The organism is Nocardia sp. FBN12 (genome assembly GCF_050320175.1).
GTDB lineage: Bacteria > Actinomycetota > Actinomycetes > Mycobacteriales > Mycobacteriaceae > Nocardia.
Genome location: NZ_CP190048.1, coordinates 2,331,229 through 2,355,921, shown reverse-complemented (window position 1 = coordinate 2,355,921; position 24,693 = coordinate 2,331,229). Strand labels below are relative to the sequence as shown.

The window sequence follows — 24,693 nt, the reverse complement described above, 5'->3', positions numbered from 1 at the left end:
GACCCATGAGCACGGCCAAGAAGACCGGCACGACCGTAGAACCTGCGGACAGCCACGATCTGATCCGCGTGCACGGCGCGCGCGTCAACAACCTGCGCGATGTGAGCATCGAAATCCCCAAGCGCAGGCTCACGGTCTTCACCGGTGTGTCCGGATCCGGCAAGAGCTCACTGGTCTTCGGCACCATCGCCGCCGAATCACAGCGCCTGATCAACGAGACCTACAGCGCGTTCGTGCAGGGCTTCATGCCCAGCCAATCGCGCCCCGACGTCGACGTGCTCGAGGGACTGACCACCGCCATCCTGGTCGATCAGTCCCGCCTGGGCGCGAACCCACGCTCCACCGTCGGCACCGTCACCGACGCCAACGCGATGCTGCGAATCCTGTTCAGCCGCCTCGGCGACCCGCACATCGGGTCCTCGCAGGCGTTCTCCTTCAACGTCGCCTCGATCAGCGGCGCCGGTGCGGTCGAAGTCGAGAAGCACGGTGTCACCGTCAAGGAACGCCGCAGCTTCTCCATCACCGGCGGCATGTGTCCCACCTGTGAGGGCAAGGGCCTCGTCAACGACATCGACCTCACCCAGCTCTACGACGAGAACAAGTCACTCGACGAGGGCCCGTTCACCATCCCCGGTTACAGCATGGACGGGTGGATGGGGCGAATCTACAAGGGCAGCGGCTTCTTCGACCCCGCCAAGCCGATCAAGAAGTACACCAAGAAGCAGCTCGCCGACCTCCTCTACAAGGAACCGACCAAGGTCAAGGTCGACGGCATCAACCTCACCTACGAGGGTCTGATCCCCAAGATCCGCAAGTCGATGCTGTCCAAGGACGTCGAAGCACTGCAGCCGCACGTGCGCGCCTTCGTCGAACGCGCCGTCACGTTCGGCACCTGCCCCGACTGCGACGGCACCCGGCTCTCGGCCGAAGCCCGCTCGTCGAAGATCAACGGCATCAGCATCGCCGACGCCTGCGCCATGCAGATCACCGACCTCGCCGAATGGGTCAAGGAGGTCGACGACCCGTCGGTGGCACCGCTGCTGGAATCGCTGCGCCAAACCCTGGACTCGTTCGTCGAGATCGGCCTCGGGTACCTGTCGCTGTCGCGCTCCTCGGGCACTCTGTCCGGTGGTGAAGCGCAGCGCGTCAAGATGATTCGCCATCTCGGCTCCTCCCTCACCGACGTCACCTACGTCTTCGACGAGCCGACCGCTGGCCTGCACCCGCACGACATCCAGCGGATGAACGGGCTGCTGCTGCGCCTGCGCGACAAGGGCAACACCGTGCTCGTCGTCGAGCACAAGCCCGAAACGATCGTCATCGCCGACCACATCGTCGACCTCGGCCCCGCCGCGGGCTCCAAGGGTGGCACCATCTGCTTCGAAGGCAGCGTCGCCGGGCTGCGTGCCAGCGACACCGTCACCGGCCGCCACTTCGACGACCGCGCCTCGGTCAAGGACACGGTGCGAAAGTCCAGCAGCGCCTTGCAGATTCGCGGCGCCACCGCCAACAACCTCGACAAAGTCGATGTCGACATCCCGCTGGGCATCCTGGTCGCGATCACCGGTGTCGCGGGCTCGGGTAAGAGCTCGCTGGTTCACGGTTCGATCCCGATCGACGAAGGCGTCATCAACATCGACCAGGCACCGATCAAGGGCTCGCGGCGCAGCAACCCCGCCACCTACACCGGCCTGCTCGACCACATCCGCAAAGCCTTCGCCAAGGCCACCGGCGCCAAACCCGCCCTGTTCAGCGCCAATTCCGAAGGGGCATGCCCGAACTGCAACGGTGCGGGCGTGGTCTACACCGACCTGGCGATGATGGCAGGCGTCTCCACCATGTGCGAGGTGTGCGAGGGCAAACGCTTCATGGCCGAAGTGCTCGAATACACCTTCGCGGGCAAGAACATCAGCGAAGTGCTCTCGATGCCCGTCGACGAAGCGCGCGAGTTCTTCGGCGAAGGCGAAGCCCGCACCCCCGCCGCCCACAAGATCCTCACCCACCTCGCCGAAGTCGGCCTCGGCTATCTGACCATCGGCCAGCCACTGACCACCCTGTCCGGCGGCGAACGCCAGCGCCTCAAGCTCGCCACCCACATGTCGGACAAGGGCGGGGTCTACATCCTCGACGAACCGACCACCGGGCTGCACCTGGCCGACGTCGAACAACTTCTCGGCCTGCTCGACCGCCTCGTCGAATCCGGCAAGTCCGTCATCGTCGTCGAACACCACCAGGCCGTGATGGCCCACGCCGACTGGATCATCGACCTCGGCCCCGGCGCGGGCCACGACGGCGGCCACATCGTCTTCGAAGGCACCCCCGCCGACCTGGTCCAGGCCCGCTCCACCCTCACCGGCGAACACCTCGCCACCTACGTCGGCGCCTGAGGATCGCTCGGCCGGCGCTCACTTCGAGCGCCGGCACGATCCGCCACATGTGTTGAGCGCTGCCAGGACCCGCTCGGCTAGCGTTGTCCTCGACAGCTCGGGAATCCGCCCGCCTATCCTGGACCGATGCTCGAGATCTCCACCGATCCCGCCGCCGTCGACCTCGACTGGGTTCACGACCGCCTGTCCACCGACGCGTACTGGGCACTCGGCCGCAGTCGCGAGCGCGTCGAACGCCTCGTGGAGAACTCGCTGCCCTACAGCGTGTTCCGCGACGGTTCGCAAATCGCTTTCGCACGCCTGGTCACCGACCGCACTACCTTCGCGTGGCTCGCCGACGTCTATGTGGACCGTTCCCAACGCGGAAAGGGCATCGGCGCATTCCTGCTCGACCGCATCATGGCCGACGTGGACGACTGGGGCTTACGTCGCATGGCCCTGGCAACCGGCGATGCCCACGACCTGTACCGCCGATACGGCTTCACCCCGCACCCGAAACCGGACCTGTGGATGGAGAAGAACTGGCCGTCCAACCCTGCCTGAATGCCACACCCGCCGAACTGCTGGGCTCTGCACCGCTTCAACTAGTTCATCACCTCGGCGAACGGCGCCTGCCCGAGCGCGCACGTCGTGCCGGGATCGGGCACCTCGAGGTCGATGAGATAACGCTGCCGAACGGTGGTGACACATTCACCGGTCGGCTCGTGGCCGTAACCGTCGGTCACCACCACCAACCGGGCCGTGCCCATCGCTTGTGCCGTGCGCCGCGCGGAGCTCTCCGGGGTCACCGGGTCGAAACGGTTGTTCAGCAGCAGGGCAGGTACGGAAGAGCGCTGAGCCCACGGTCCCGTGTAGCGCTGCGGGTAGCCGTCTTCGGGTGCATCCCACGTCGCACAGGGCTGGCGCAGGTAGAGCCAGAACGGTCCGAATACGGGAGCGTTCCGAGCGCTTTCGGCGGCGAATTCCGGCCACCGATGTGGTTGTCGGGCAAAGGAGTTGTCCGCGCACGAGATCGCGACGAACGAATCGAGGAAGCCGCCGGTCAGTCCGACCGCCGCCATGACATCGCGCACCACGTCAGGGTTTCCGGCAGCGCCGAGTTCCAGCTCGGTCAGCAGCGCGGCCAGCGCGGGCCATCCACGCCGCGGGTCGTACAACAGCATGGCGTGCGCCTGGACGATCTGGCTGTGCGTTGCCAAGACCGACTCGGGACCCTGCCCGACCTGAATCGGTGCCAAGGAGGACCGGTCGAGCAGCGCGGTGTCGCGGGCGCGAACTTGTGCCGAATCGTTGCCCGTACCGGCGAAACCGCACCGCGGCGCCCCGGCCTCGGCGCAGAGCCGGAGGAACTCGGCCAGCACCGCTTCGGTGCCCTGCGCGGTGTTCTCGATATCGGTCGGGGTGGCGTTCGTGTAGGACTCGGGGTCGACGATCGAGGAAAGCTGCAGTGCCCGAACACGTTCCGGGAACATCGAGCCGTACACGATGCCGAGGTAGCTGGCGTAGGAACCACCCTCGTAGGTCAGCTTCGGGTCGCCGACGGCTCGCCGCAGCAGGTCGAGATCGCGGGCCGCGTCGGCGGTGGTCAGGTGGTCGATCAACTCGCCGCCGTGTTCGGCGCAACCCGCGGCGAGGCGGCGACTGCTGTCCTCGGTGGCTCGTTGTTGCGCCACATCAGTGGGCGGAACGATCATGTCATCCCAGAATGCTTGCTGTGCAGCCGAATTCGGAAAGCACCGGACAGGGGCGCTGCGCCCGATGCCACGCTGATCGAAGGTGACCACATCGAAGCGCCGACTCAGCTCGCCCGGGAACATCTCGCTGTCAGCGGCCCACCCGATCCCCGAGTTCCCCGGCCCGCCCGCCGCGGTGAACAGGGTTCCGATCCGGCGTGCCGGATCGAGTGCGCGCTGACGGACAACGGCGAGCTCGATGGTCGGCCCGTCGAGGCGGGTGTAGTCGAGCGGAACCGACACCCTCGCACACTCGTATCGCCGCAGCTTGTCCTCCGAGCACGGCACCCACTCGACCCGGGGCGTGGGCACGGCATCGGCCTGGGCAACCAGTTCCTCGACGCCGATGGATGCCGGCGCCGCCCTCTCGTCTGTCCCCACGCAGCCGCTGACGATCAACGACAGACCGACGAGAACGCCGCACCAGCGGGATTTCGGAGTAGCCATGCCCACGATGATGCGGACGCGACCAGCCGGTGTCGTCCCCCTTTCGTAGGAGGCGAACCCTGAGAATCAGTCCGGCAGCCTGGGGCCCGTCGGCCACGATCACCTCACAACAGAATGCCGGCCAGCTGATCGGTCGCTCGGATCAACCAGTCGGGATCGCCATGACGCCGGCCCCAGAGCGCAGCTTTGACCGCCCGCACCTGCGCCCACCCGCGGGCACGATCGCGGTCGATCTCCGCCGCCTCGCAATACAAGTCGAGTCCGCGACGAATACCCGCGGCCGGATCGGGTGCGAACAGTACAGGCGCGAACCGGTAGCTGCGGATAACGGTGATCGCGTCGTACGCGGGGTCGCCGACATACCCCTTCGGGTCGATCGCGAGCCAGGGCTCACGCTCTCCTGCCAGCACATTCGCATCATGGAGGTCACCGTGGACGAGCGTCTGCGGCTGATCAGGACCGAGGTCGCGCAAGGTCTCGACCGCGGCATCCAGCACACGACGGGGGAGTGGGTCGCCCAATTCTACGGCGGTCGTGCAGATCTCGTCAGTCCAGTCGGCTACCACGTCGCTCAAACGCGGTAGCCCGGCCGGAGCATCGACGGCCAGGCGATGTGACAGTCGGCCGAGTATGCCAACGGCCTCGTCGAAGTCGGAGACCTCAGCCAGAGTGCCGCGTGCTGTGCGTTCCAGCAGCATCGCGAAGCGTTCGTCGTCTCGTGCGAACAATCGCACGGCACCCCGCCCGTTCCAGGCTGCGAACGCGTCGGGCTCGAACACGTTGCCCAGGTGCGGAAAAGAGATCTTGACGACCGCGGGCGGCAGGTCCAGATGTCGCACCGGTAGGACGATCCCTACATTGCCGTGCATGATCGGCCCGTCGGGCGTGCACGACCACCGTTGCAGTAGCTCATCCGCCAGCCGGGGCAGTGCCGCGATCCACGCCCGCCCGGGTTCACCTTCGCGACTGATCGTCTCGTGGGCGAACACCTCTGGAATGTCGATCATGATCCGACCCTAGGCGTGCACCTCAGGCCGCGGCCACTACTGCACCCACCGCGGTGCGCTCGCCGCACTGGCACCGCTGAGTCGCGTACTCACCGCCACCCCGTGCCGGTCGCAGCCGCAGAGGTCGACAACTACCGTGCCCTCTTCCCGTACAGCAACCGACCGACCCAGCCGCGCAACGGCCGACCGGTGTCCTCGCCGGACCCAACTGGGCATCCGGCAGGGTCGATGCGCGGATTCGTCAGCTGGGGGAGGGCCGGGGGAACAGACCCAGGGTCAGGTGTCGGACCAGGTCGTCGAGTAGTTGTTCGGAGTCGTAGTCGGCGGTGTAGCCGGAACCGACGAAGGTGGCCAGGCCCTGAAGGGCGGCCAAGGCGGTGACGCCCAAGCGTTTCGGGTCGCCCGCGACGATCTCGCCGGCAGCTTGACCCTCGGCAATCAGGGCGATCGGGACCGCGAAGGCGCGGTCGACGGCTTGCTGGATGTCGGCGGAGGTGGAGTTGTGCCTGCGCGCGAACATCAGCGGCAAGAGCTCGAGGTTGTCGACGGCGAACCTCAGGTAGGCGTAGGCGACTGTCTGCAGACGTGCGGTGATGGGTCCTTCGATCACGGCTTGTTCGAAGCAGGCGCCGAGGCGTTCGAGCCCGGTGACGGCGAGTGCGTCGAGCAGCGCCTGCTTGTCGCGGAAATGCCTGCTCGGCGCCGCATGGCTGACACCGGTGTCGCGGGCAAGCTGACGCAGGGACAGCCCGTCCACACCGGCCTCGCGCAGTGTCGCCTCGGCGCGCGTCAGTAGCGCGGCGCGGAGGTCTCCGTGGTGGTAGGGGGTGTGCAGGGACATGGTACGAGCAGGATATCCGACGACCATCCGAATGTTTGCGTTGACTACTTTGTTGTCGCTGACTACATTGACGATTGCCATGACTGACAACACCGCGCCCACCCGCACACAGCGCAGCATGCCGATCCGTGAATGGCTGGCCCCGATCACCCTGGTCACCATCCTGGCGGCGCTCCTGGGCACCATGTACCTCGGCTACACCGCCGACCCCGAGAAGCACCTGCACGACTTCCCGATCGCCCTGGTCAACCAGGACGTCGGCGACACAGTCGGCGGTAAACCCACCAATATCGGCGAACAGATCACCTCGGCACTGAGCGACAACATCCCCGCCGACAAAATCGACCTGCGCCCCCTCGGCATCAACGAGGCTCAGCAACAGCTGCAGAACGGCGAGGTGTACGGCGCCATCGTCATCCCCGGCGACTTCACCAAGCGCGTCGCCATCCTCGGCGCCGCCTCGATCGTCCCCGGCCAGGTCGAGCAGCCGATCATCTCCGTGCTCACCAACCCGCGGGCGGGCACCCTCGCCGCACAGATCATGAACACCGTCGCCGACCAGGCCATGACCCAGGTGAACAGCACCGTCGGTGCCCAACTCGGTGAGCAGGTCCGCGCCACGGCAGGCGCCACACCGCTCAGCGGCGCGGCGCAACTGCAACTCGCCGAGCCGATCGACGTCGTGGTCACCGCCTACCACCCGCTCCCCGAAGGCACCGGCCAAGGCCTCGCTGCGTTCTTCTACACCCTCGTCCTGCTGATCGTCGGATTCAGCGGCGCGATGATGATCAATTCACTCGTCGACGCCTCACTCGGCTACATCCCCGCCGAATACGGCCCGTGGCACAAGGCCACCGCGCCTGCCCCGATCAGCCGGTGGCACACGCTGCTCGTCAAATGGGGGATAGCCGCGATCAGCGCCCCACTCGCATCGGCGGCGTTCCTCGGTGTCGGCACAGTGCTGGACATGGCTATCGAGCGACCGCTGATGCTGTTTCTCTATGGCACACTGGCGATCGCCGCCATCGCGGTCACCGCCCTGTCGGTGATGGCCGCCTTCGGCACGGCAGGCCTGATGATCAACCTCATCGTGTTCGTGGTGCTCGGAATCCCGTCGTCCTCGGGCACCATCCCGCTCGAAGCGACCCCGCGCTGGATCGCCGACATGGCCACGTTCGAACCCATGCACCAGATCTACCTGGCCGTGCGCGCCATCCTGTTCTTCGACGGACACCTCCAAGCCGGGATGGCACAGGGACTGTGGATGACCCTCGCCGGCCTGGCGATCGGCCTGATCCTCGGCGCCGTCGCCACCAACACCTACGACCTGCGTGGCATGCAGCGCCTCGGCATCGAACACGCCCCCGCGCAGTAACTGATCAATCCATGTGGAAGGGCCCTGTGATGCACGAGTTCGAAACCCCGGCTTCCTACACGATTCCGGAACACGCGAACAACTCCGACAGTGTGTTCCTGCACGCCGAGAACTCGCCCCGCACAGTGCTGTTCAACGTCACGAACGGCAGCGGCGGCCTCACCGACGTCACCGCTGCCGAGTTCGCGCGAACGGTCACCGACGTGGCCAAGGGCCTCATCGCCTCGGGCATCGAACCCGGCGACCGAGTCGCCATCATGGCGCCCACCCGGTACGAGTGGGTCGTGCTCGACCACGCGATCTGGGCCACCGGCGGTTGCACCGTCGCCATCTACGACAGCTCCGCCGCGGAACAGGCCAAGTGGATCCTGCAGGACTCCGCGACGAAACTGCTCATCGTCGACAGCGACAAGCACCGCCGAATCATCGAGGAGATCGACGACCGCGCCCTGCCCGACCTGCGCGAAATCCTGCAGATCGACAAGGGCAGCGTCGAGGAACTGACCACGCGCGGCGCCCATCTCGACGACGAGGCCGTCCACACCCGCCGCGCCGAGGTGGGCGCGAGCTCCCCGGCGACCTTGATCTACACCTCCGGCACCACCGGCCGCCCCAAAGGCGTGATCCTCACTCACGGGAACCTCTACGCCGAGTCGAAATCCGACCGTATCGCGCTGGGGGAGTTCGTCACCCAGGGCAACAAGACACTGATGTTCCTGCCACTGGCCCACGTCTTCGCGCGTGCCGTGACCCTGGCCGCACTCGACGCCAAGGTTGTCGTCGCCTTCAGCTCCGACTGGTCCACGCTCGTCGACCAGTTCGGCAGCTTCCGCCCGCATTTCATCCTCGCGGTGCCGCGCGTGTTCGAGAAGGTCTTCAACGGCGCGAAGCAGCAGGCGCATGCCGGCGGTAAGGGAAAGATCTTCGACCTGGCCACCGAGACCGCCGTCGCCTGGAGCGAATCACTGGACAGCGGCGGCCCGGGTGTAGGCCTCAGGCTGCGCCACGCCCTGTTCGACAAGCTCGTCTACGGCAAGCTCCGGCTCGCGCTCGGCGGACGGTGTGAAGCGGCGGTATCGGGTGGTGGACCGCTCGGTGCGCGGCTCGGCCACTTCTTCCGCGGGGTCGGCATCCCCATCTACGAGGGCTACGGACTCACCGAGACCACCGCGGCGATCACCGTGAACACCCCGACCGATACCCGGGTCGGCACCGTCGGCCGCCCGACCGAAGGCCACGCCGTGAAGATCGCCGACGACGGCGAGCTGATGTTGCGCGGACCGGTCGTATTCCACGAATACTGGGGCAATCCCCAGGCCACCGAAAACGCCTTCACCGACGGCTGGTTCGCGACCGGCGACCTCGGCAGCATCGACCGCGACGGCTACCTCACCATCACCGGCCGTAAGAAGGAAATCATCGTCACCGCAGGCGGAAAGAACGTCTCGCCGGGAATGATGGAGGACTCGCTGCGCGCGCACCCGCTGATCAGCCAGGCGATGGTGGTCGGTGACGGACGCCCGTTCGTCGGTGCCCTGATCACCCTCGACCCCGAAGCGCTGCCGGCATGGAAGAAGAGCCACAACCTACCCGCCGATACCTCGAACGAGGCTCTGATCGAGAATCCGGACCTCACCGCGGAGATCGATGCGGCCCTCACCGACACCAACAAGCAGGTATCGCATGCCGAGGCGATCAAGAAGGTCCGTATTCTGCCGGTCGACTGGACCGAAGCGACCGGCGAACTGACGCCGAAAATGTCGCTCAAGCGAGCAGAGGTCATGAAGAAGTACGCCACCGAGGTGGACAAGATCTACGAACCCGCAGCGTCCGGTAGTCACTGACACCCAATTCCGGACGCCTGCCTGTTACGTCTAACTAAATACCGCATTCCGCTCCGAATCAGCCCCTCGAGTTCGTACTGTCACCTGGACCGCGCCCGGCGCGCGGCACCAGAACAGAGGTTGAACAAAGCAGATGGCTATATCTGACGTCGAGGCGTACACACATCTCTCGCCGACCGACATCGAAGAGTTCGGGCAGCGCCTGGACGCGTTGCGTGGGCAGATCGAATCCAGTTTGGGTGAGCGCGACGCGAAATACATCAAGACCGTCATCCGCGTTCAGCGGGCCTGCGAGATAGCGGCCAGACTGGTCCTGCTCGACTCCGGTCGAAAAGGCAGTTGGTGGTGGGGGACAGGGCTGCTCACCTTGTCGAAGGTGCTCGAGAACATGGAGATCGGGCACAATGTCATGCACGGACAGTGGGATTGGATGAATGATCCGGAAATCCACTCCACCACGTGGGAATGGGATCATTCCATGCCCGCCGCGCACTGGAAAGAGGCGCATAATTACCGCCACCACGTTTATACGAACGTGCTCGGGCTCGACCCCGACGAAGGCTACGGACTGCTCCGGATCACCCGGGACCGACGCTGGCGTCCCTACCACCTGGGCAACTTCGTCTACCTCGTGCCGGTATCGCTGCTGTACGAGCTGGGTATGTGCGTGTACCACCTGGAGATACCACGCGTGCTGGCGGGCAAGAAGGATAAGAAGGCCTTCCTGAAAGCCCGTGACGAAATCGTTCAGAAGGCAGGCAAACAGCTGCTCAAGGACTACGTCGTCTTCCCCGCGATGTCAGGGCGAAACTGGAAATCGACGGTCCGCGCGAACATCACCGCCAATCTCACCAAGAACGTGTGGGAACAGATCATCACCTTCTGCGGGCATTTCCCCGACGGTGCGGAGAAATTCACCAAGCGCGATATCGAGGGCGAGACAAGAGGTGAATGGTATTTGCGCCAATATCTGGGCAGTGCGAATATCGAAGTCGGTCCCCTGATGCGGATACTTTGCGGCACGCTCAGTCATCAGATCGAACATCACTTGTTCCCGGATCTGCCGAGCAATCGCCTCCCCGAAATCCAACGTGAAGTTCGCAAACTCGCGGCCGAATATCGCCTGCCGTACACCACTGGCAGCCTGGTCCGCCAATACGCACTGACATTGCGTACCATCGCAAAACTCTCACTGCCCGACAAGTACCTCACCGCCGACGCCGACAACGCACCGGAAACCAGCTCCGAAAAAGCTACCGAATCCCGCCGCCTCGTCCCAGTCCCCGCCTGATGGTCACCGTGCACCGCATTGCCGGCGTAAAGGCAATGCGGTGCACCATCCAGACACTCCCGATAGTTTCGTCACAGTGACGAACTGGGGTCGGGGAAGTGGGAGGGGGAGTGTCAACCTCCAGGGGCCCGATCCGGTTTGCCGAGGACGCAGGCCCAAATTTGCCCGATCAGTACATTCAGTACGAGCGGTCATCAATCGACCAATCCGAGAATTGCCCGGTTTTCGTGAATTTCCCCGAGCGTCCCAAAGATGTCGTTGGTCGAGTACGTAAGGCGACAGAGCGTGCAAACGGCAGCGTGGACAGAGCAGCAGTGAACGCTGGTCGGCACGCCGTGCAGCTCGGCAAGCACTGCAAACACGTGCAAAACCCCTCCTGACGGGCCGCCTTCAAACGCCGATAATGCACATTATGTCAACTAACCCTGGTCGATCGGTCAGCGGGGCGTCAGCGTGATGGCGCCGATCTCCAGTCCACCGAAGTACGCCGGGCCCCTGTACCCGCCGTGTCCGTCGCTGATCAGTACGACTCGGTGGCCGGGAAACAGGTCCACGTAACCACCGTCGGGCGTCGAATGAATTGGGTAACGACCTATCAGAACCAGTTCCCCGCCCTCGACGCGCGCGTCGCGTTGCAGGAGCACGACGCCGCCCGACCACGTCGTGGACGTGTAGGGGCCGGGTTCGACGTCGGCGACTGCTTGACCGGCCGCGCCGAAAAGCGTGGTGGCACCAACGGCCGCGGCGATCGCAGCAGTCCGAACTATCGCTGGTCTGGCGCGTGTGGACATCATCGACTCCTGTCCCCCCGGGTTATCAACTTTACGCCTGCCAACTCCCGTTTGAACTGATCCGCTCGGGTTCACGGATCAGCGGCAAGCACTGCAGTGAGACCTTCTTGTAGGTCTTTGACGAAGCACTCGGCCTCAATTGGATGGGTAACCATGCCAGCGATACGCGGCACGGCGCAGCGACCTGGCGTCGCTGTATCCGATCCTGGCTGCGACGGAATGCGTGGTCAGATCGCTGTCGTGGAGTAGCCTCGCGGTCGTTTCCCGGCGGAGGTTATCGACTTCGGCACGCCAGGTAGTGCCGTGTTCGGCGAGCCGACGCTGCAGGGTTCGCGGTGCGATCGCGAGCATTGCCGCGACGGTGGACAGGCTGACATCGTTGTCGCGCATAGCCTTTCCCAGCTCGTTTCGGAATCTGTCATGCCACGTAGGCGCAGCAGTTGCTGTGCTCATGGCCAGATCGGCGTACTGGCGCAGAACCGCACCGAGACCGGGCCGCGGATCGGGCAGCGCGGCGGCGAGATCGGTAGTGAGGAAGGTGACCGCATTGACATCCGCGTCGAAGTCGAGGTTCCGGGTGTCGAGCAGGTCGACACGGGAACGCGGTGCACCGTGGGCGAATTGAGCGCGCACGGGAACGATCCATCTGCCGGTTGCGCGACGGAGGTGGTTCAGAACCAAGCTGACAACGAATTCCTGCAGCACAGCCTGGACATCCGGTTCGTATTCGGTGAGAGTCGCGTGCCGGACGATGGTCATGCCGCCGTCTTCGATCAGCTCGAGCGCCTCGCGCCGTGGGTCGGCGATGGTCGGGAAGTAGTGGCAGGCATCGCGCAGGCCGTCCACCGCGGTTTCGCCGCCGCCGAACAGCTGGGTCCACAGGCCGAGGCCCTCATCGGGTAGCGAGGTGAGGAGATGCCGGGCAGTCCCGCTGCCGATGGCATCGGAGGGCAGTGACATCCACAGCTCGTCGCAGACCGAGGTCGGCAACCGGATGAGGTCGTTGGTGAGCTCGTCGTGCGATAGGTCGGTCGTGGTGCTCAGGCGTGGTTCCCGGCCGTGCACGCGAACGCCCGCTGTCAGCAACCGGATGATCCGGGTCGACACAGTCCCTTCGAGCACTTGCCGAGGTTAGTCGGTCAGATCGATTCTCCCCCAATCGAATATTCGCGGATGCGCGCGGTTGGCGCGTTCGGTCCGCTGGGCGGCGCGTTCGGTCCGCCGCGCGCCCGCCGCTCGGGCCTAGCGTTTTCTGCAGGGCGTAGGGCCTCCGAAGGAGTGAGGCACACCCTCCGAATTAATGGGAATACAGTTCCATTAGTACGTGTTGAAGGAGATAGTCCCCAGCGTTGGGGTTCCACAGGCTCATCGATTGGGCTGTTGAGAGGATAGAAAATGCTGCACAACACTGCGCGTATCCGGCTTGCCGCAGCTGCCGCCGTTGCCGTACTCGGTGCGCTCGCTGCCTGCTCCACCGCCGAACCGGCACCGGGATGGGACACCGGGTGGATGGCTGCCCCGCAGTTGCCCAGCATCGGATTCGAGCCGAACTGGGCCCAGGACGGTTTCGACAACCACACCGTGCGTCAGGTGGTCCGGGTGACCGACGGTGGCACCGCCGCCAGGATCACGTTGTCCAACCAATACGGCACCGCGCCGCTACGCGTGGACAACGTCACGATCGGGCGGATTGCCGAAGGCGCGGAGGTGGAACCGAATTCCCTGCGGCAGTTGACCTTCGACGGCGACGCGGCCACCGCGATCCCCGCCGGCGCGACCCTGACCAGCGATGTCGTCGACCTCGATCTCGATGCAATGGATTCGGCGGCGGTCACCCTCTACCTGCCGGAACGCACCGGCCCGGCCACCTTTCACTCGCAGGCCTATGCCACCACGTATCGCGCCGCGGGCGACCACGCTGCCGACCCGTCAGCTGGGTCGTTCACCGAATCGACGCACTCCTGGTACTACCTGACCGACGTTCAAGTGTCGGGCGACGCTGTCGACGAGGGCGGCACCGTCGTCACGATGGGCGACTCGATCACCGACGGATACGGGTCCGGCTACGACGCCAACACCCGATACCCGGACTGGCTCGCGCAGCGGCTCGCCGACGCGGGCACCCCAAGGCCGGTCCTGAACGCGGGTATCGGCGGCAATCTGATCCTCAACGACTCGTCCTGGTTCGGTGAGGCCGCAGTTCGCCGATTCGAACGGGACGTGCTGACCAAGCCCGACGTCACCAGCGTGATCGTCTTCGGCGGCCTCAACGACATCGGCTTCTCCGAAATCGATCTGCCGACCTACAAGCCGAATCCGCAGGTCTCGGTGGCGCAACTGATCGCTGGTCACCGGGAATTGATCGCCGCCGCGCACCGGGCCGGGATCCGGGTCACCGGCGCGACGCTGCTGCCGATGAAGGGCGCCGAGTACTACAACGACGTCTCGGCGGCGAAGATCCGGGAGTTCAACCAGTGGATGCGAACCAGCGGGGAATACGACGCGGTGGTCGATTTCCACGCCGCGGTCGCTGATCCGGTGGATCCCGAAGCCCTGAATCCGGTCTTCGATTCCGGCGACCACAAGCACCCCAACGCGGCCGGCTACCGCGCCATGGCGGACAAGATCGACCTGGCGACCCTCTGAAGATCGAGCTCAGGGGCGGTCGACGTCAGGGATGATCGTCTCGGGCTTGAAGATCACCTTGTACTGGTAGCGGCTCACCTCGGCGGGCTCGAGCTGTTCGACGAAGTAGCTCACGTTGTCGGAGAGTCCGAGAAAGTGCTTCTTGTACTCGTTGTCACCGGTTTTGCACGTGACTTCGAGTTGGTTGTTCTCGTCTTTGATCGAGCATTTGCCCTCGATGGAGAGCAGGTACTTGTCGGTGATCCCGTTGAAGAACACCACGCGACGGTCGATTTTGAACTGATCCGATTCTTTGGACAGGTTCTCGGAGACCACGTCGGCGTCGCTCGAGCACCCGGCCAGTGCTGTGACAGCCGCGGCCAGGGCCGCGGCGACAGCGATGAGCTTCTTGTTCATTCCCCCACCTCAGTTCGTCGTGCTTCTGACCATCATGAACGTCCGCCGTCGAGACCGCCACCGTCCGAGGGAATCCCGCTGGTCCCCTCGGGCGGTGGTCTCCCGGTGGGTGGACACTCCCCCGTCCGGTATGTGCGAAAACTTCTAGCGTGCCCTAACACAGCGGATGGGAGTTGGAATGAGCACACATACGGTGGCGCCGGTCGATGCGGGCGATGTCGACCATGTCGACTACGAGACCGACGTTCTGATCATCGGTTACGGGTGTGCGGGTGCGGCCGCGGCGCTCGAGTCGGCGGCCGCGGGCGCTGAGGTCATCGTCCTGGAGAAGCTGGGTGGTGGGGGTGGGTCGTCGGCGCTGTCCGGGGGGGAGATGTATCTGGGCGGCGGCACCGAGATCCAGCAGGCATGCGGGTTCGAGGACACCGCACAGGACATGGAAGCGTTCCTGCTTGCCGCGCTGGGACCGGATGCCGATAAGGAGAAGGTCGGGCTCTACAGCCGCGGGAGCGCACGCCACTACCAGTGGCTCGTCGACCACGGTGTTCCGTTCAAACCCTCGCTGTGGGACTCCCCCACCTGGGTGCCGCCCACCGACGACGGTCTGATGTGGATGGGCGAAAAGGCTTGGCCCTTCGCGGATCTCGCGAAGCCGTCGCCGCGTGGACACCGGGTCACCTCCGACGGGTTCGGTGGCAAGGTGCTGATGCAGAAGTTGTTCGAGGCTGTCGCCGCGACCAGTGTCGCGGTGCACACCGATACCAATGCGATCCGGCTCGTCACCGACGCCGGACGTGTTGTCGGGGTCGTCGCCAAGCAGTTCGGCAGGTATTACACCTATCGCGCTCGACGTGGTGTCGTCCTGACGACGGGCGGTTTCGCCGACAATGCCGCGATGGTGGCCCAGCACGCTCCACAACTGGTGGGGCTCGGCGTCAACAGTGACGGCGGCGACGACGGGCGCGGCATCGTGATGGCGCAGGCCGCGGGCGCCGCGGTGCGGCACATGTCCGCCGCTCAGGTCGGGATCTCGCTGATTCCGGGCATGATGGTGCGCGGCATGATCGTCGACGATATCGGCAGGCGTTTCATCAACGAGGATGTCTATCCCGGGCTCGTCGGCCAGGCCGCGCTGTTCAAGCACGGCTTGAAGGTGTGGGTGATCCTGGACGAGCAGGCCTACGAGGAAGTGCCGGAGAACGAACGGTGGGGTGTGCAGCCGCATTTCGTGGCGGAGACCCTGGACGATCTGGAACAGCAGATCGGTATGCCACCCGGTGCGCTGCAGACGACGGTCGCCGAATACAACCGGTTCGCGGCCGACGGGCAGGACCCCTACTTCCACAAGGACGCGCAGTGGCTGCGGCCGCTGCGGTCGCCGTTCGCCGCGATCGATGTTCAGCGCGGCATCGCCCCGCCCGAGTACGGCGAAGCGGGGCGCGGCGGTGCGGAGGTGTTCACCATCGGCGGATTGCACACCACGGTCGACGGCAACGTCCTCGACTTGGACGGTGCGCCGATCCCGGGCCTGTTCGCCGCGGGCAGGGCCACGTCGGGCCTGCACTCGTGGGGTTACATCAGCGGTACGTCCCTCGGTGACGGCACGTTCTTCGGCCGTCGCGCCGGCGTCGCCGCCGCACAATCCGGTCCGTCCTGAGTTGAGCCGGCCGCGCGACCCCTTGATGCTGTGCTGGTGGCCCGGTTGCGGCACTCGCAGCAATGTGCGCGAGTACGAGCTGGATCGGCTGGTCGTCGACGATCATTGTGTGGTGACCGTGGGTTTCCTGAAACAGATCTATCCGGGTGCGTATGCCGCGCAGATCGGTGTCCCCGTCGACGATCCGGCTGCCGATTATCTGGTGGTGTTCCGTCAGCTGCTGCTGTGGCCGATCGATGCCGAGGTCCGCACATCGACCTTCGGCGAATCGCCGCGCGAGTACATCGAACTCGTGCATCCGGGCGCATGAGCGTGGACGGAATCGCGGGCGTGCGCCGGGCGGATATCGCGACCATGCTGCTGGATCGGGTCGGCGACCAGCAACTCGGGTTGCGCACTCGCGACACCGACTGGACCTGGGACGCGGTTGTCCGGGAGTCGGCTGCCCGTGCGGAGCTGGCCCGCACGCTGCGCCGGGACGGCCCGTTCCACATCGGGGTGCTGTTGGACAATGTGCCCGACTTCGTCTTCTGGCTGGGCGCGGCGGCGTTGTCCGGTGCGACGGTGGCGGGTCTCAACCCGACCCGGGGCGACGCGCAGCTGGCCGCCGATGTTCGGTATGTGGACTGTCAGCTGATCGTCACCGATGCCGCGGGGATGGCGCGTCTGCGACAGTTGGATCTCGGTCTCGGTGAGGATCGGTTCCTGCTCGTCGACGATCCCGGCTACGTCGCCCGGCTCGATGCCTGCCGCGTGCAACCGTCGGCAGTGGCCGGTCCGGACGCGTTACTGCTGTTGCTGTTCACCTCCGGCACCACCGGTACGTCGAAGGCGGTGCGGTGTACCCAGCGCCGCCTTGCGGTGGTCGCGTACGCGGCGGCGGCGAAGTTCGGGCATGTCCGCGACGATGTGGATTACTGCTGTATGCCGCTGTTTCACGGCAATGCCATCATGGCGTTGTGGGCGCCCGCGTTGTCGGTCGGCGCGACGGTGTGCCTGACCCCGAAATTCTCGGCGTCGCAATTTCTTCCGGATGTTCGGTACTTCGGCGCGACCTTCTTCACCTACGTCGGTAAGGCGCTGGGGTATCTGCTTGCCACGCCCGAAGACTCGACGGATTCCGATAATCCGCTCGTGCGCGGGTTCGGCACCGAGGCGTCGGTGGCCGATCAGGACGAGTTCCGCCGTCGCTTCGACGCGAAGCTGTTCGAGGGGTACGGCTCCAGCGAGGGTCCGAACCTGGCTGTCCTCGACCCGGCCGCGCCGCCCGCCGCTCTCGGCAGGCCCGCGCATCCCGGTGTGGCGGTGGTGCATCCGGATTCGCTGCGCGAGTGTGCGCGGGCCGAACTAGACGAGCACGGCCGGGTTCGCAATCCCGACGAGGCCATCGGGGAGATGATCGACAAGGCAGGCGCGTTGGCGTTCGAGGGCTACTACAAGAACGAGGTCGCCGATGCGGACCGTCTCCGCAACGGCTGGTACTGGACCGGGGATCTCGGCTACATCGATACCGCCGGATACCTGTATTTCGCCGGCCGCAAGGGCGATTGGATCCGGGTGGACGGTGAGAACACCTCGGCGCTGATGATCGAACAGGTGCTGCGCCGTCATCCCGGTGTCATCGCGGCCGCGGTGTTCGGGGTTCCCGATCCGCGCTCGGGTGATCAGGTCATGGCCGCTGTCGAGGTCACCGATCCGGTCGGCTTCGATGTCGAGGCGTTCACCGAATTCCTCTGTGCGCAGTCGGATCTCGGCAGTAAAGGTCTCCCCCGGCTGCTGCGTGTCTCGGCGAATCTGCCGGTGACGGGGTCGAACAAGGTGCTCAAACGTGAACTGCAGGAACAGGCTTGGCGCACCGGGGAACCAGTTTATCGGTGGGTGGGGCGTGGCCGACCGGTCTACGGTCGCATGACCGAGGCGGACCGGCAGAGGTTGGAGTCGGAGTTCGCCGCGCACGGCAGGCAGCGAATGCTGTGATCTTCTGTCCGCGCGAGACCTCAGGTCAGTAGGCGGATCAGGCCACCTGCCAGGTAGGTGACCTGGTCGTCGAAGAACTGGTCCAGGTCGTCGGCGGTGGGGACCGCGCCGCGCCGGTGGTTCCATTCGTCTGCTCGGCTCAATGCCTGGAGGAAGACCATGAGCGCGGTCGCCCAGCGCTGTTCGAGCCGGACGGGGTCGGTGTCGGGAAAGGCGCGGCGGACCTGGTGCAACAGGACCGCGCGCAGGTCCTGTTCGGCGGCGTCGAGCGCGGGATGGTTCTGTGCCGACATCTGGGCGACGATAGCGATCCAGCGCAGGCCGCGGGTGCGATGGCGGGACAGCAGTTCCCGATACGGGTCGGTGACGGCGTCGACGAGCTCGTCGACGGTCGGTGGCTGCTCGCGGTCGGCCAGCGCGTCCACGTCGGCGCGAATACGGTCGCGCACACCGGTTCCGAGGTCCAGCAGCACCGCGGCCAGCAGGTCGTCTTTCGTGCCGAAGTGGTAGTTGACCGAGGCGGGGCCCAGTCCGGCGGCGGCGTTGACCGCCCGGACCGAGACCGCGTCGACGCCGTGTGTGGCGAAGAGTCGTTCGGCGGTCTTCACCAGACGAGCGCGGGTCGCGTTTCCCTGGCGATTGGCGCTGGGGGTCGTCGGATTCGCGTCGACCGTGTCTGTCACAGCGACTGCCATCGGCAGTGTGCGCGGACGCTCAACCCGGACTCGTCGAACCAGCCTTGGGCCAGGGCATAGTCGAGCATGGCGGTGAATCGCTCCCGCCACGTCAGGTCCGAGCCGAAGTGGTCGCCGAGTTCGTCTTCCAGGCGCTGCGTGCTCAGCCACACGTGGGTGCCGTCGAACTCGCCCCAGCCGAGGAGCACATCCGGTAGCCGAACGGTCTGCGGCTCCGCGCGGACGAGCACCGACAGCGAGTCGAAGTCCGCGGATTCCGCCAGCGTGACCGGTGGCTCCCGTCGCGGGTCGATGTCGAGAAACATGGTCGGGACTCCTCGCGAATCGGCGCTGATGACCGCCGGAAAATCGGATCAGGTGATCCAATCATCGACACCTGATCCTGCCGATGTCAACACTGGGGACTGCTGTTTCCTCGGTGGATTGCGTGTCTCCCGCTGAACGGGACGCCCACTTCTGGATCAGGTGATCCAAGTCGAAGCTGAGGACGACGCCGTGAGCCCGCTCACCGCACCGTTTCGATGAGGAGACGCACCATGTGGAGCCCCAGTTCGATCAGATTCGGCGCCTTCCTGGCCCCGTATCACCCACTCGACGCCGACCCAGCCTTGCAGCTGCGTCGCGATCTCGACCTGATGGAGCACCTCGACCATCTCGGTTTCGAGGAAGCGTGGATGGGTGAGCACCATTCGACCGGCGCCGAGATCGTGCCGGCGCCGGATCTGTTCATCGCCGCGGCGGCCGAACGCACCCACCGCATCCGGTTCGGCACCGGGGTGGTGTCGCTGCCGTACCATCACCCGCTGGTCACCGTCGACCGCATCACCCAACTCGACCTGCAGACCCGCGGCCGGGTCATCTTCGGTACCGGGCCGGGCAAAATTCCGCTCGACGCCCACATGATGGGCATCAACCCGTCCGACCAGCGCCGTCGCCAAGGCGAAGCGCTCGAGGCGATCCTGCGGCTGCTTCGCGGCGAGGTCGTCGATATGCAGACGGACTGGTTCACGCTGCGTGATGCCCGTGCCCAGCTGCCCACGTATGACCCGGCAGGTATCGAGGTGGCCACCGCCTCCACCATCTCGCCGAACGGGTCGGTACTTGCGGGCACGCACGGACTGTCGCTGCTGTCGCTGGCGGCCGGTTCACCCACCGGTTTCGCCGCGCTCGACCGTAATTGGGGCGTGTACGAGAAGACCTGCGTCGAGCACGGCCATCTCGCCGATCGGGCGAACTGGCGACTGGTCACCCCGATGTTCCTGGCCGATACGCGCGCCGAGGCCGAGCGCGCGGTCTCGCGCAGGATCGGGTCCATGGCGGCCTACGTCAACCGGCAGACGGGGCAGCGGCCGGAGTGGGCGCAGACGTCCCACGGCATTGTCGAGCAGTGGCGCAATGACACGCTCGGTGAGTTCGGGCAGGCCATCATCGGCACCCCGGACGAGGCCATCGCGCAGATCCAGCGATTGATCGACAAGACCGGCGGTTTCGGCACATTGCTGGTCCTGCACGTGGACATGGCCGATTGGGAGGACACCAAACGCAGCTACGAGCTGTTCGCCTCCGAGGTCGTCCCCCATTTCAAGAATCGCAATGCCGGCCGCCAGGCCAGCCTCCAGTTCGCCGAGGACAACCGCGAGCTGCTGATCGGTCAGCTGGTCACCGCGATCACCAAGGCCCACACCGACTACTACGGCACCGACGCCGTGACGGGAGCATGACCATGCGTGCTGCGCGATTCCTCGACGGCGAGTTCACCGTCGGCGATGTGCCCGACCTGCCCCCGGCCGGGCCCGGCCAGGTTCGCATCGCGGTGGCCGCCTGCGGCATCTGCGGCAGCGACCTGTCGGTGTCCAAAGACGCCTGCCGGTTCGTCGACGTCGCCCAGGCGGGTGGCTATCCGCTGGCCTGCTTCGACGCCGAGCGGCCGGTGGTCCTCGGGCACGAGTATGCCGGGGTGATCACCGAACTCGGTGCGGGCGTTACCGAGTTCGCGGTGGGCGACCGGGTCGCGGGCGTCGGGCTGGCCACCGATGCCGCCACCGGAATCCCCACCATCATCGGCTATTCCAACACCTATCACGGGGCGTTCGGTGAGGCGATCGTCGTCGACGCCTACTGGGTGCGCAAAGTCCCCGACGGTCTGCGGCTGGATCACGCCACCCTCGCCGAACCGCTGCACGTGGGTGAGATGCATGTCCAGCAGTCGGGGCTCACCGGCGCGGACTCGGCACTGGTGATCGGTTGTGGCACCATCGGTTTGGGCGCCATCGTCGCGGCGAAGGCCCGCGGCGCGAAGACGGTGATCGCTTCTGAGCCCTCGCCTCGACGCCGGGAACTGGCCGCGCTCATGGGCGCTGACATCGTCGTCGACCCCACCGTGCAGAACCCCATCGAGGTGTGGAATGCCCTGATCGCCGATGGGAACTCCGTCGTCGGCGCGGCCGAGAACGGAATCCTGATCGCTTACGAATGCAGCGGTCGCGCCGGGATTCTGAACGAGCTCACCCACCAGATGCCGTTCAATTCGCGTATCCAGGTGCTCGCCGCCGGGTTCACGGCCGAGACCATTACGCCGGTCGTGCCCCAATTCCGGCGCATCGCCATCAATTTCGGGCACGGGCCGTACGAGGATGCCTACGACATCACGCTGCGGCGACTGTCGGACGGGTCGATCGATGCGGAGGCGCTCATCACCGGCCGCGTCGACCTCGACGGTGTCGCTGACGCTTTCACGACCCTGCGTACCCCGCAGGAACACGTGAAGATCATCGTTCGGCCCGGTCTCTCGGCGGACTGATCCCCCGGCTGCGTGGCTCCCGCACACCGGGAGCCACGGAGGCGGCGACTACCCGTGCAGGTCGACGACCGGTGGCCCTGCGGTCCATCCGCCGTCGACGGCGATCTCGGCGCCGGTCGTGTAGGTCGCCGCGTCGCTGAGCAGGTACGTCACCACACCGGCCAGTTCCTCGGGACGGCCCACCCTGCCCATCGGCGCGTTCGGGAACCCGCCCTCCGCCGTGCTGATGCCGGTCGGCGCGGTCATCGGCGTGAGCACCATGCCGGGGTGAACGGAGTTCACCCGGATTCGATCGCGCGCGAGCTCGACCGCGGCGACCTTGGTGAGCCCGCGCACGCCCCACTTGGCAGCGCCGTAGGCACCGGTGTGCGCGAGGCCGACCAGTCCGGCAGCCGAGGAGATGTTGACGATGGAGCCACCCCCCGCTGCCCGCAGTGCGGGGACCACCGCGTGGATGCCGATGTTCACCGCCACCAGATTCACCTGGATCACCCGCTGAAAGGTCTCGAGCGGTTCCTCCACCAGCGGCACACCCGATGCGGTCATCCCGGCATTGTTGACCAGTCCGGTCAACGACCCGAAGGCGTCGACCGCGGTGTCGACCGCGTGCTGCCACGCCGCGGGATCGGTGACATCGAGGTGCGCGAACCGGGCGCGCTCGCCCAGCTCGTGCGCGACGGCCGCGCCGTCCTCGTCCAACAGGTCACCGATCACGACACTGCCGCCCGCGGCCACGATCCCGCGGGCGAAGGCCGCCCCGAGACCGCGCGCACCACCGGTGACCAGAACGACTTTCCCTGAAAGTTCCATCACAGACCCGCCGACTGTGAGATTCCGGCGTCACCGAGTGGGCGGGTGATCGCCCACAGCTGGTGGAACGTGCAGGTCGCGATCTTCCAGCGACCGTCTTCCACCCGGTATTCGTCGGCGTACTCGCCGGTCGCGACGGTTTCGGTGCCTTCGATCAGGTTGACCTGGCGGAAGCGCAGCGTCCATCGGCCGCTCGCGGTGCCGTCCTCGCGCACGGTGATGTCGGGGTGCATGCCGTGATGCATGTCGAGGATCACGTGCTTGCCGTCCACCAGCTGCAGGGCGATCGACGCGAAGACCGCGGCCATGCCGTCGGCATCCATCGCGCCGAGCTCGCCGTAGTCCAGCGCCGAGCCGACCGCGACGAAACAGTCGCGGAAGCCCACCGGGTCCTTGGCGTCACAGGCGCGGAAGTAGCGGTGCTTGAGCGCGGTGATCGATTCGATCGCCGCCAGCCGCGCGAGGTGGCGGGCCGGGTCGTCGGAGTGCGCGGGTGCGGACATGAAGCTCCTTCGTCGAAATGACCGGTGCGCGTCACCGTACGGCCGAGGCGATGTCGGTGCTCGCTGGTCTTCCCGCTCATCGGGAACGCCCGACCTACTCCGCAGCGTCCCAGGCTGCCCGCGAGGAGGATCTCCGACAGCGGCGAGCAGGCGATCCGATGCGTCGCCGGTGCCTGTGCGGGCTGCACAAACCACCGGGACTCAGATCGGCCGGGTCAGGACGTGGCGGTACCAGCGGCAGATTCCCAGGGCGAAGCGCAGCTCGAAGGTGTTGGCGTCCAGGGTGATTCCGTATCGGCCGGTGATCCGCTGGATGCGGTACTGGACGGTGTTGCGGTGGACGTCGAGGATGCGGGCGGTGCGCGAGTAGCTGGCTCCCTCGGCGAGGAAGACGTCGAGGGTGTTGCGCAGCATCGCCATCTTGGTTCCCTCGGTGGCCAGCGGGCCGAGGGTGCGGCGGACGAGGTCGGCCAGTTCGCCGGGGTCGTCGGAGAGGAGAGCGAAGGGTGCGATGGTGTCGTAGTCGATGACGGTGGGTGCGGACTCTCCCGCCGACACCGCCAGCGCTTTGGCCCGTGCCGCGCTGCGGGCCGTGCGCCGAAATCCCTGTAGCCCTTCGCCGATCGTGCCGAGCGCGACCCGCACCGGTAGCCCGGATGCCGCGATCTCGGCGGTGAGTTCGTCCAGCGTGTATTCCGCGGCGGGAAACCAGATGCACAGGGCGCGGTCTCCCGCGGCGGTCACCAGTTCGCTGGGTATCGCCGCGGACAACAGGCTTCGCGTCTGCTCGAGCACCCGCACGGCATCGGTGCCGGTCGCCCATACTTCGACCGCGCGGTGGCGCTGATCGATGCGGTAGTCGAGCGCTTTCCCGGCCGCCACGGTATCGACATCGTCGGAGTCGAGCAGCCGCGCGATCCACTGCTGCCGCGCCGCCTGCCTGCTGCTGAGCCACCGATCCCGTTCCGCCTCGTAGATCCGGCCCATCGACGAATTGAGCCGGTCGAGATAGGTCCCCGCGAACCTGAGCAGCTCCGCGATCCGCGCGGCCTGGTCGGGTCCGGGAACCGCGAGAACCAACCCGATCGCCGCGTCGAGGATCCGGTACTGCCCCAGCCCGTAGGCGCGCAGCAGAATCGTCAGCGGCACACCGCGCCTGGCCAGGCGCTGAGCGTAGGCGGCGGCACCGGGGGGCGGGGCGACGGTGGCGGGGTCGATATTGTTCGCCAGTACGTACTGCACCGCGGCGATGTTCTCCGCGATGCTGGCCGCCCGCATCTCGGTCAGGTCGGCGGCGATGTCGTTGAGCGGAATCATCTGTTCGGTCACCCGGATGAGGTCCGCGGTGATGGCGTCGACCCGCGGCCCGAGCGCTTGACCGACCCACACCAATGATCCGTATGCCGCCAAGACCGCTTCCGTCCGTTGCCCAAAAACCCTCGACAGTATTGTGCCATCAGCACAAATTTCGGGGGAAATCGGTCGCGACCTGG

21 protein-coding genes and 1 pseudogene are annotated in these 24,693 nt (G+C 66.0%); 11 read left to right on the top strand and 11 right to left on the bottom strand.

Features of this window, described 5'->3' with window-relative positions:
• Nucleotides 1-5 precede the first annotated feature (5 nt).
• Together ACQHI0_RS11395 and ACQHI0_RS11390 are read left to right on the top strand one after the other, a co-directional pair.
• Complete coding sequence (locus ACQHI0_RS11395) at nucleotides 6-2,387, top strand: ATP-binding cassette domain-containing protein (RefSeq protein ID WP_427907904.1); 2,382 nt, start codon at nucleotides 6-8, stop codon at nucleotides 2,385-2,387.
• Nucleotides 2,388-2,513: 126 nt separating this feature from the next.
• Complete coding sequence (locus tag ACQHI0_RS11390) at nucleotides 2,514-2,930, top strand: GNAT family N-acetyltransferase (protein WP_427907903.1); 417 nt, start codon at nucleotides 2,514-2,516, stop codon at nucleotides 2,928-2,930.
• Nucleotides 2,931-2,971: 41 nt separating this feature from the next.
• Here the strand turns inward: ACQHI0_RS11390 and ACQHI0_RS11385 are convergent, their stop codons facing one another.
• The 3 genes from ACQHI0_RS11385 to ACQHI0_RS11375 all read right to left on the bottom strand — a co-directional run bounded on the left by ACQHI0_RS11385 (nucleotide 2,972) and on the right by ACQHI0_RS11375 (nucleotide 6,415).
• Nucleotides 2,972-4,567 (bottom strand): alpha/beta hydrolase, encoded by a 1,596-nt coding sequence (locus ACQHI0_RS11385; RefSeq protein WP_427907902.1) that lies wholly within the window; start codon nucleotides 4,565-4,567, stop codon nucleotides 2,972-2,974.
• A gap of 104 nt (nucleotides 4,568-4,671) precedes the next feature.
• Complete coding sequence (locus ACQHI0_RS11380) at nucleotides 4,672-5,574, bottom strand: aminoglycoside phosphotransferase family protein (RefSeq protein WP_427907901.1); 903 nt, start codon at nucleotides 5,572-5,574, stop codon at nucleotides 4,672-4,674.
• Nucleotides 5,575-5,815: 241 nt separating this feature from the next.
• Complete coding sequence (locus ACQHI0_RS11375) at nucleotides 5,816-6,415, bottom strand: TetR/AcrR family transcriptional regulator (protein ID WP_427907900.1); 600 nt, start codon at nucleotides 6,413-6,415, stop codon at nucleotides 5,816-5,818.
• 79 nt (nucleotides 6,416-6,494) lie between these two features.
• Between ACQHI0_RS11375 and ACQHI0_RS11370 the strand changes: the two genes are divergently transcribed.
• From ACQHI0_RS11370 to ACQHI0_RS11360, 3 genes are all read left to right on the top strand, one after another.
• Nucleotides 6,495-7,790: a DUF3533 domain-containing protein gene (locus ACQHI0_RS11370; RefSeq protein ID WP_427907899.1), complete on the top strand. Its 1,296-nt coding sequence runs from the start codon at nucleotides 6,495-6,497 to the stop codon at nucleotides 7,788-7,790.
• Between the two features lie 29 nt (nucleotides 7,791-7,819).
• Nucleotides 7,820-9,634: an AMP-dependent synthetase/ligase gene (locus ACQHI0_RS11365; RefSeq protein ID WP_427907898.1), complete on the top strand. Its 1,815-nt coding sequence runs from the start codon at nucleotides 7,820-7,822 to the stop codon at nucleotides 9,632-9,634.
• 133 nt (nucleotides 9,635-9,767) lie between these two features.
• Complete coding sequence (locus tag ACQHI0_RS11360; RefSeq protein ID WP_427907897.1) at nucleotides 9,768-10,925, top strand: fatty acid desaturase family protein; 1,158 nt, start codon at nucleotides 9,768-9,770, stop codon at nucleotides 10,923-10,925.
• Between the two features lie 437 nt (nucleotides 10,926-11,362).
• Here the strand turns inward: ACQHI0_RS11360 and ACQHI0_RS11355 are convergent, their stop codons facing one another.
• A complete protein-coding gene (locus ACQHI0_RS11355; protein WP_427907896.1) occupies nucleotides 11,363-11,716 on the bottom strand; it encodes a hypothetical protein in 354 nt (117 codons plus the stop codon).
• Between the two features lie 135 nt (nucleotides 11,717-11,851).
• Complete coding sequence (locus tag ACQHI0_RS11350; protein WP_427907895.1) at nucleotides 11,852-12,838, bottom strand: helix-turn-helix domain-containing protein; 987 nt, start codon at nucleotides 12,836-12,838, stop codon at nucleotides 11,852-11,854.
• A gap of 273 nt (nucleotides 12,839-13,111) precedes the next feature.
• Here ACQHI0_RS11350 and ACQHI0_RS11345 point away from each other — a divergent pair, with 273 nt between their 5' ends.
• Nucleotides 13,112-14,362, top strand: coding sequence for an SGNH/GDSL hydrolase family protein (locus tag ACQHI0_RS11345; RefSeq protein ID WP_427907894.1), 1,251 nt, complete (start codon nucleotides 13,112-13,114; stop codon nucleotides 14,360-14,362).
• A 9-nt stretch (nucleotides 14,363-14,371) separates the two neighbouring features.
• Here the strand turns inward: ACQHI0_RS11345 and ACQHI0_RS11340 are convergent, their stop codons facing one another.
• The gene (locus ACQHI0_RS11340; RefSeq protein ID WP_427907893.1) at nucleotides 14,372-14,758 is read right to left on the bottom strand and encodes a hypothetical protein; all 387 of its coding nucleotides are present in this window, start codon (nucleotides 14,756-14,758) and stop codon (nucleotides 14,372-14,374) included.
• A gap of 178 nt (nucleotides 14,759-14,936) precedes the next feature.
• On the opposite strand from ACQHI0_RS11340, the gene ACQHI0_RS11335 reads away from it, so the two are divergent.
• The 3 genes and pseudogenes from ACQHI0_RS11335 to ACQHI0_RS11325 all read left to right on the top strand — a co-directional run bounded on the left by ACQHI0_RS11335 (nucleotide 14,937) and on the right by ACQHI0_RS11325 (nucleotide 18,392).
• Nucleotides 14,937-16,415 (top strand): FAD-dependent oxidoreductase, encoded by a 1,479-nt coding sequence (locus tag ACQHI0_RS11335; RefSeq protein ID WP_427907892.1) that lies wholly within the window; start codon nucleotides 14,937-14,939, stop codon nucleotides 16,413-16,415.
• A 55-nt stretch (nucleotides 16,416-16,470) separates the two neighbouring features.
• Nucleotides 16,471-16,725: pseudogene (locus ACQHI0_RS11330) on the top strand (nuclear transport factor 2 family protein); the annotation flags it as partial.
• Entirely contained in the window at nucleotides 16,722-18,392 is a 1,671-nt protein-coding gene (locus ACQHI0_RS11325; RefSeq protein WP_427907891.1) for an AMP-binding protein, read from the top strand. The pseudogene ACQHI0_RS11330 and the gene ACQHI0_RS11325, both read left to right, overlap by 4 nt.
• A gap of 20 nt (nucleotides 18,393-18,412) precedes the next feature.
• On the opposite strand, the gene ACQHI0_RS11320 is transcribed toward ACQHI0_RS11325, so the two are convergent.
• Entirely contained in the window at nucleotides 18,413-19,075 is a 663-nt protein-coding gene (locus ACQHI0_RS11320) for a TetR/AcrR family transcriptional regulator (protein ID WP_427907890.1), read from the bottom strand.
• Nucleotides 19,072-19,392, bottom strand: a complete 321-nt coding sequence (locus ACQHI0_RS11315) for a hypothetical protein (RefSeq protein ID WP_427907889.1) — start codon at nucleotides 19,390-19,392, stop codon at nucleotides 19,072-19,074. Before ACQHI0_RS11315 ends, ACQHI0_RS11320 begins: the two co-directional genes overlap by 4 nt.
• Before the next feature lie 231 nt (nucleotides 19,393-19,623).
• On the opposite strand from ACQHI0_RS11315, the gene ACQHI0_RS11310 reads away from it, so the two are divergent.
• A complete protein-coding gene (locus ACQHI0_RS11310; protein WP_427907888.1) occupies nucleotides 19,624-20,808 on the top strand; it encodes an LLM class flavin-dependent oxidoreductase in 1,185 nt (394 codons plus the stop codon).
• A 2-nt stretch (nucleotides 20,809-20,810) separates the two neighbouring features.
• The gene (locus ACQHI0_RS11305) at nucleotides 20,811-21,887 is read left to right on the top strand and encodes an alcohol dehydrogenase catalytic domain-containing protein (protein WP_427907887.1); all 1,077 of its coding nucleotides are present in this window, start codon (nucleotides 20,811-20,813) and stop codon (nucleotides 21,885-21,887) included.
• Nucleotides 21,888-21,935: 48 nt separating this feature from the next.
• On the opposite strand, the gene ACQHI0_RS11300 is transcribed toward ACQHI0_RS11305, so the two are convergent.
• From ACQHI0_RS11300 to ACQHI0_RS11290, 3 genes are all read right to left on the bottom strand, one after another.
• Nucleotides 21,936-22,697, bottom strand: coding sequence for a glucose 1-dehydrogenase (locus tag ACQHI0_RS11300; RefSeq protein ID WP_427907886.1), 762 nt, complete (start codon nucleotides 22,695-22,697; stop codon nucleotides 21,936-21,938).
• Nucleotides 22,697-23,200: a nuclear transport factor 2 family protein gene (locus ACQHI0_RS11295; RefSeq protein ID WP_427907885.1), complete on the bottom strand. Its 504-nt coding sequence runs from the start codon at nucleotides 23,198-23,200 to the stop codon at nucleotides 22,697-22,699. The genes ACQHI0_RS11300 and ACQHI0_RS11295 overlap by 1 nt, the downstream gene beginning before the upstream one ends.
• A gap of 201 nt (nucleotides 23,201-23,401) precedes the next feature.
• Nucleotides 23,402-24,589: a PucR family transcriptional regulator gene (locus tag ACQHI0_RS11290; RefSeq protein WP_427907884.1), complete on the bottom strand. Its 1,188-nt coding sequence runs from the start codon at nucleotides 24,587-24,589 to the stop codon at nucleotides 23,402-23,404.
• Nucleotides 24,590-24,693: the final 104 nt, after the last annotated feature.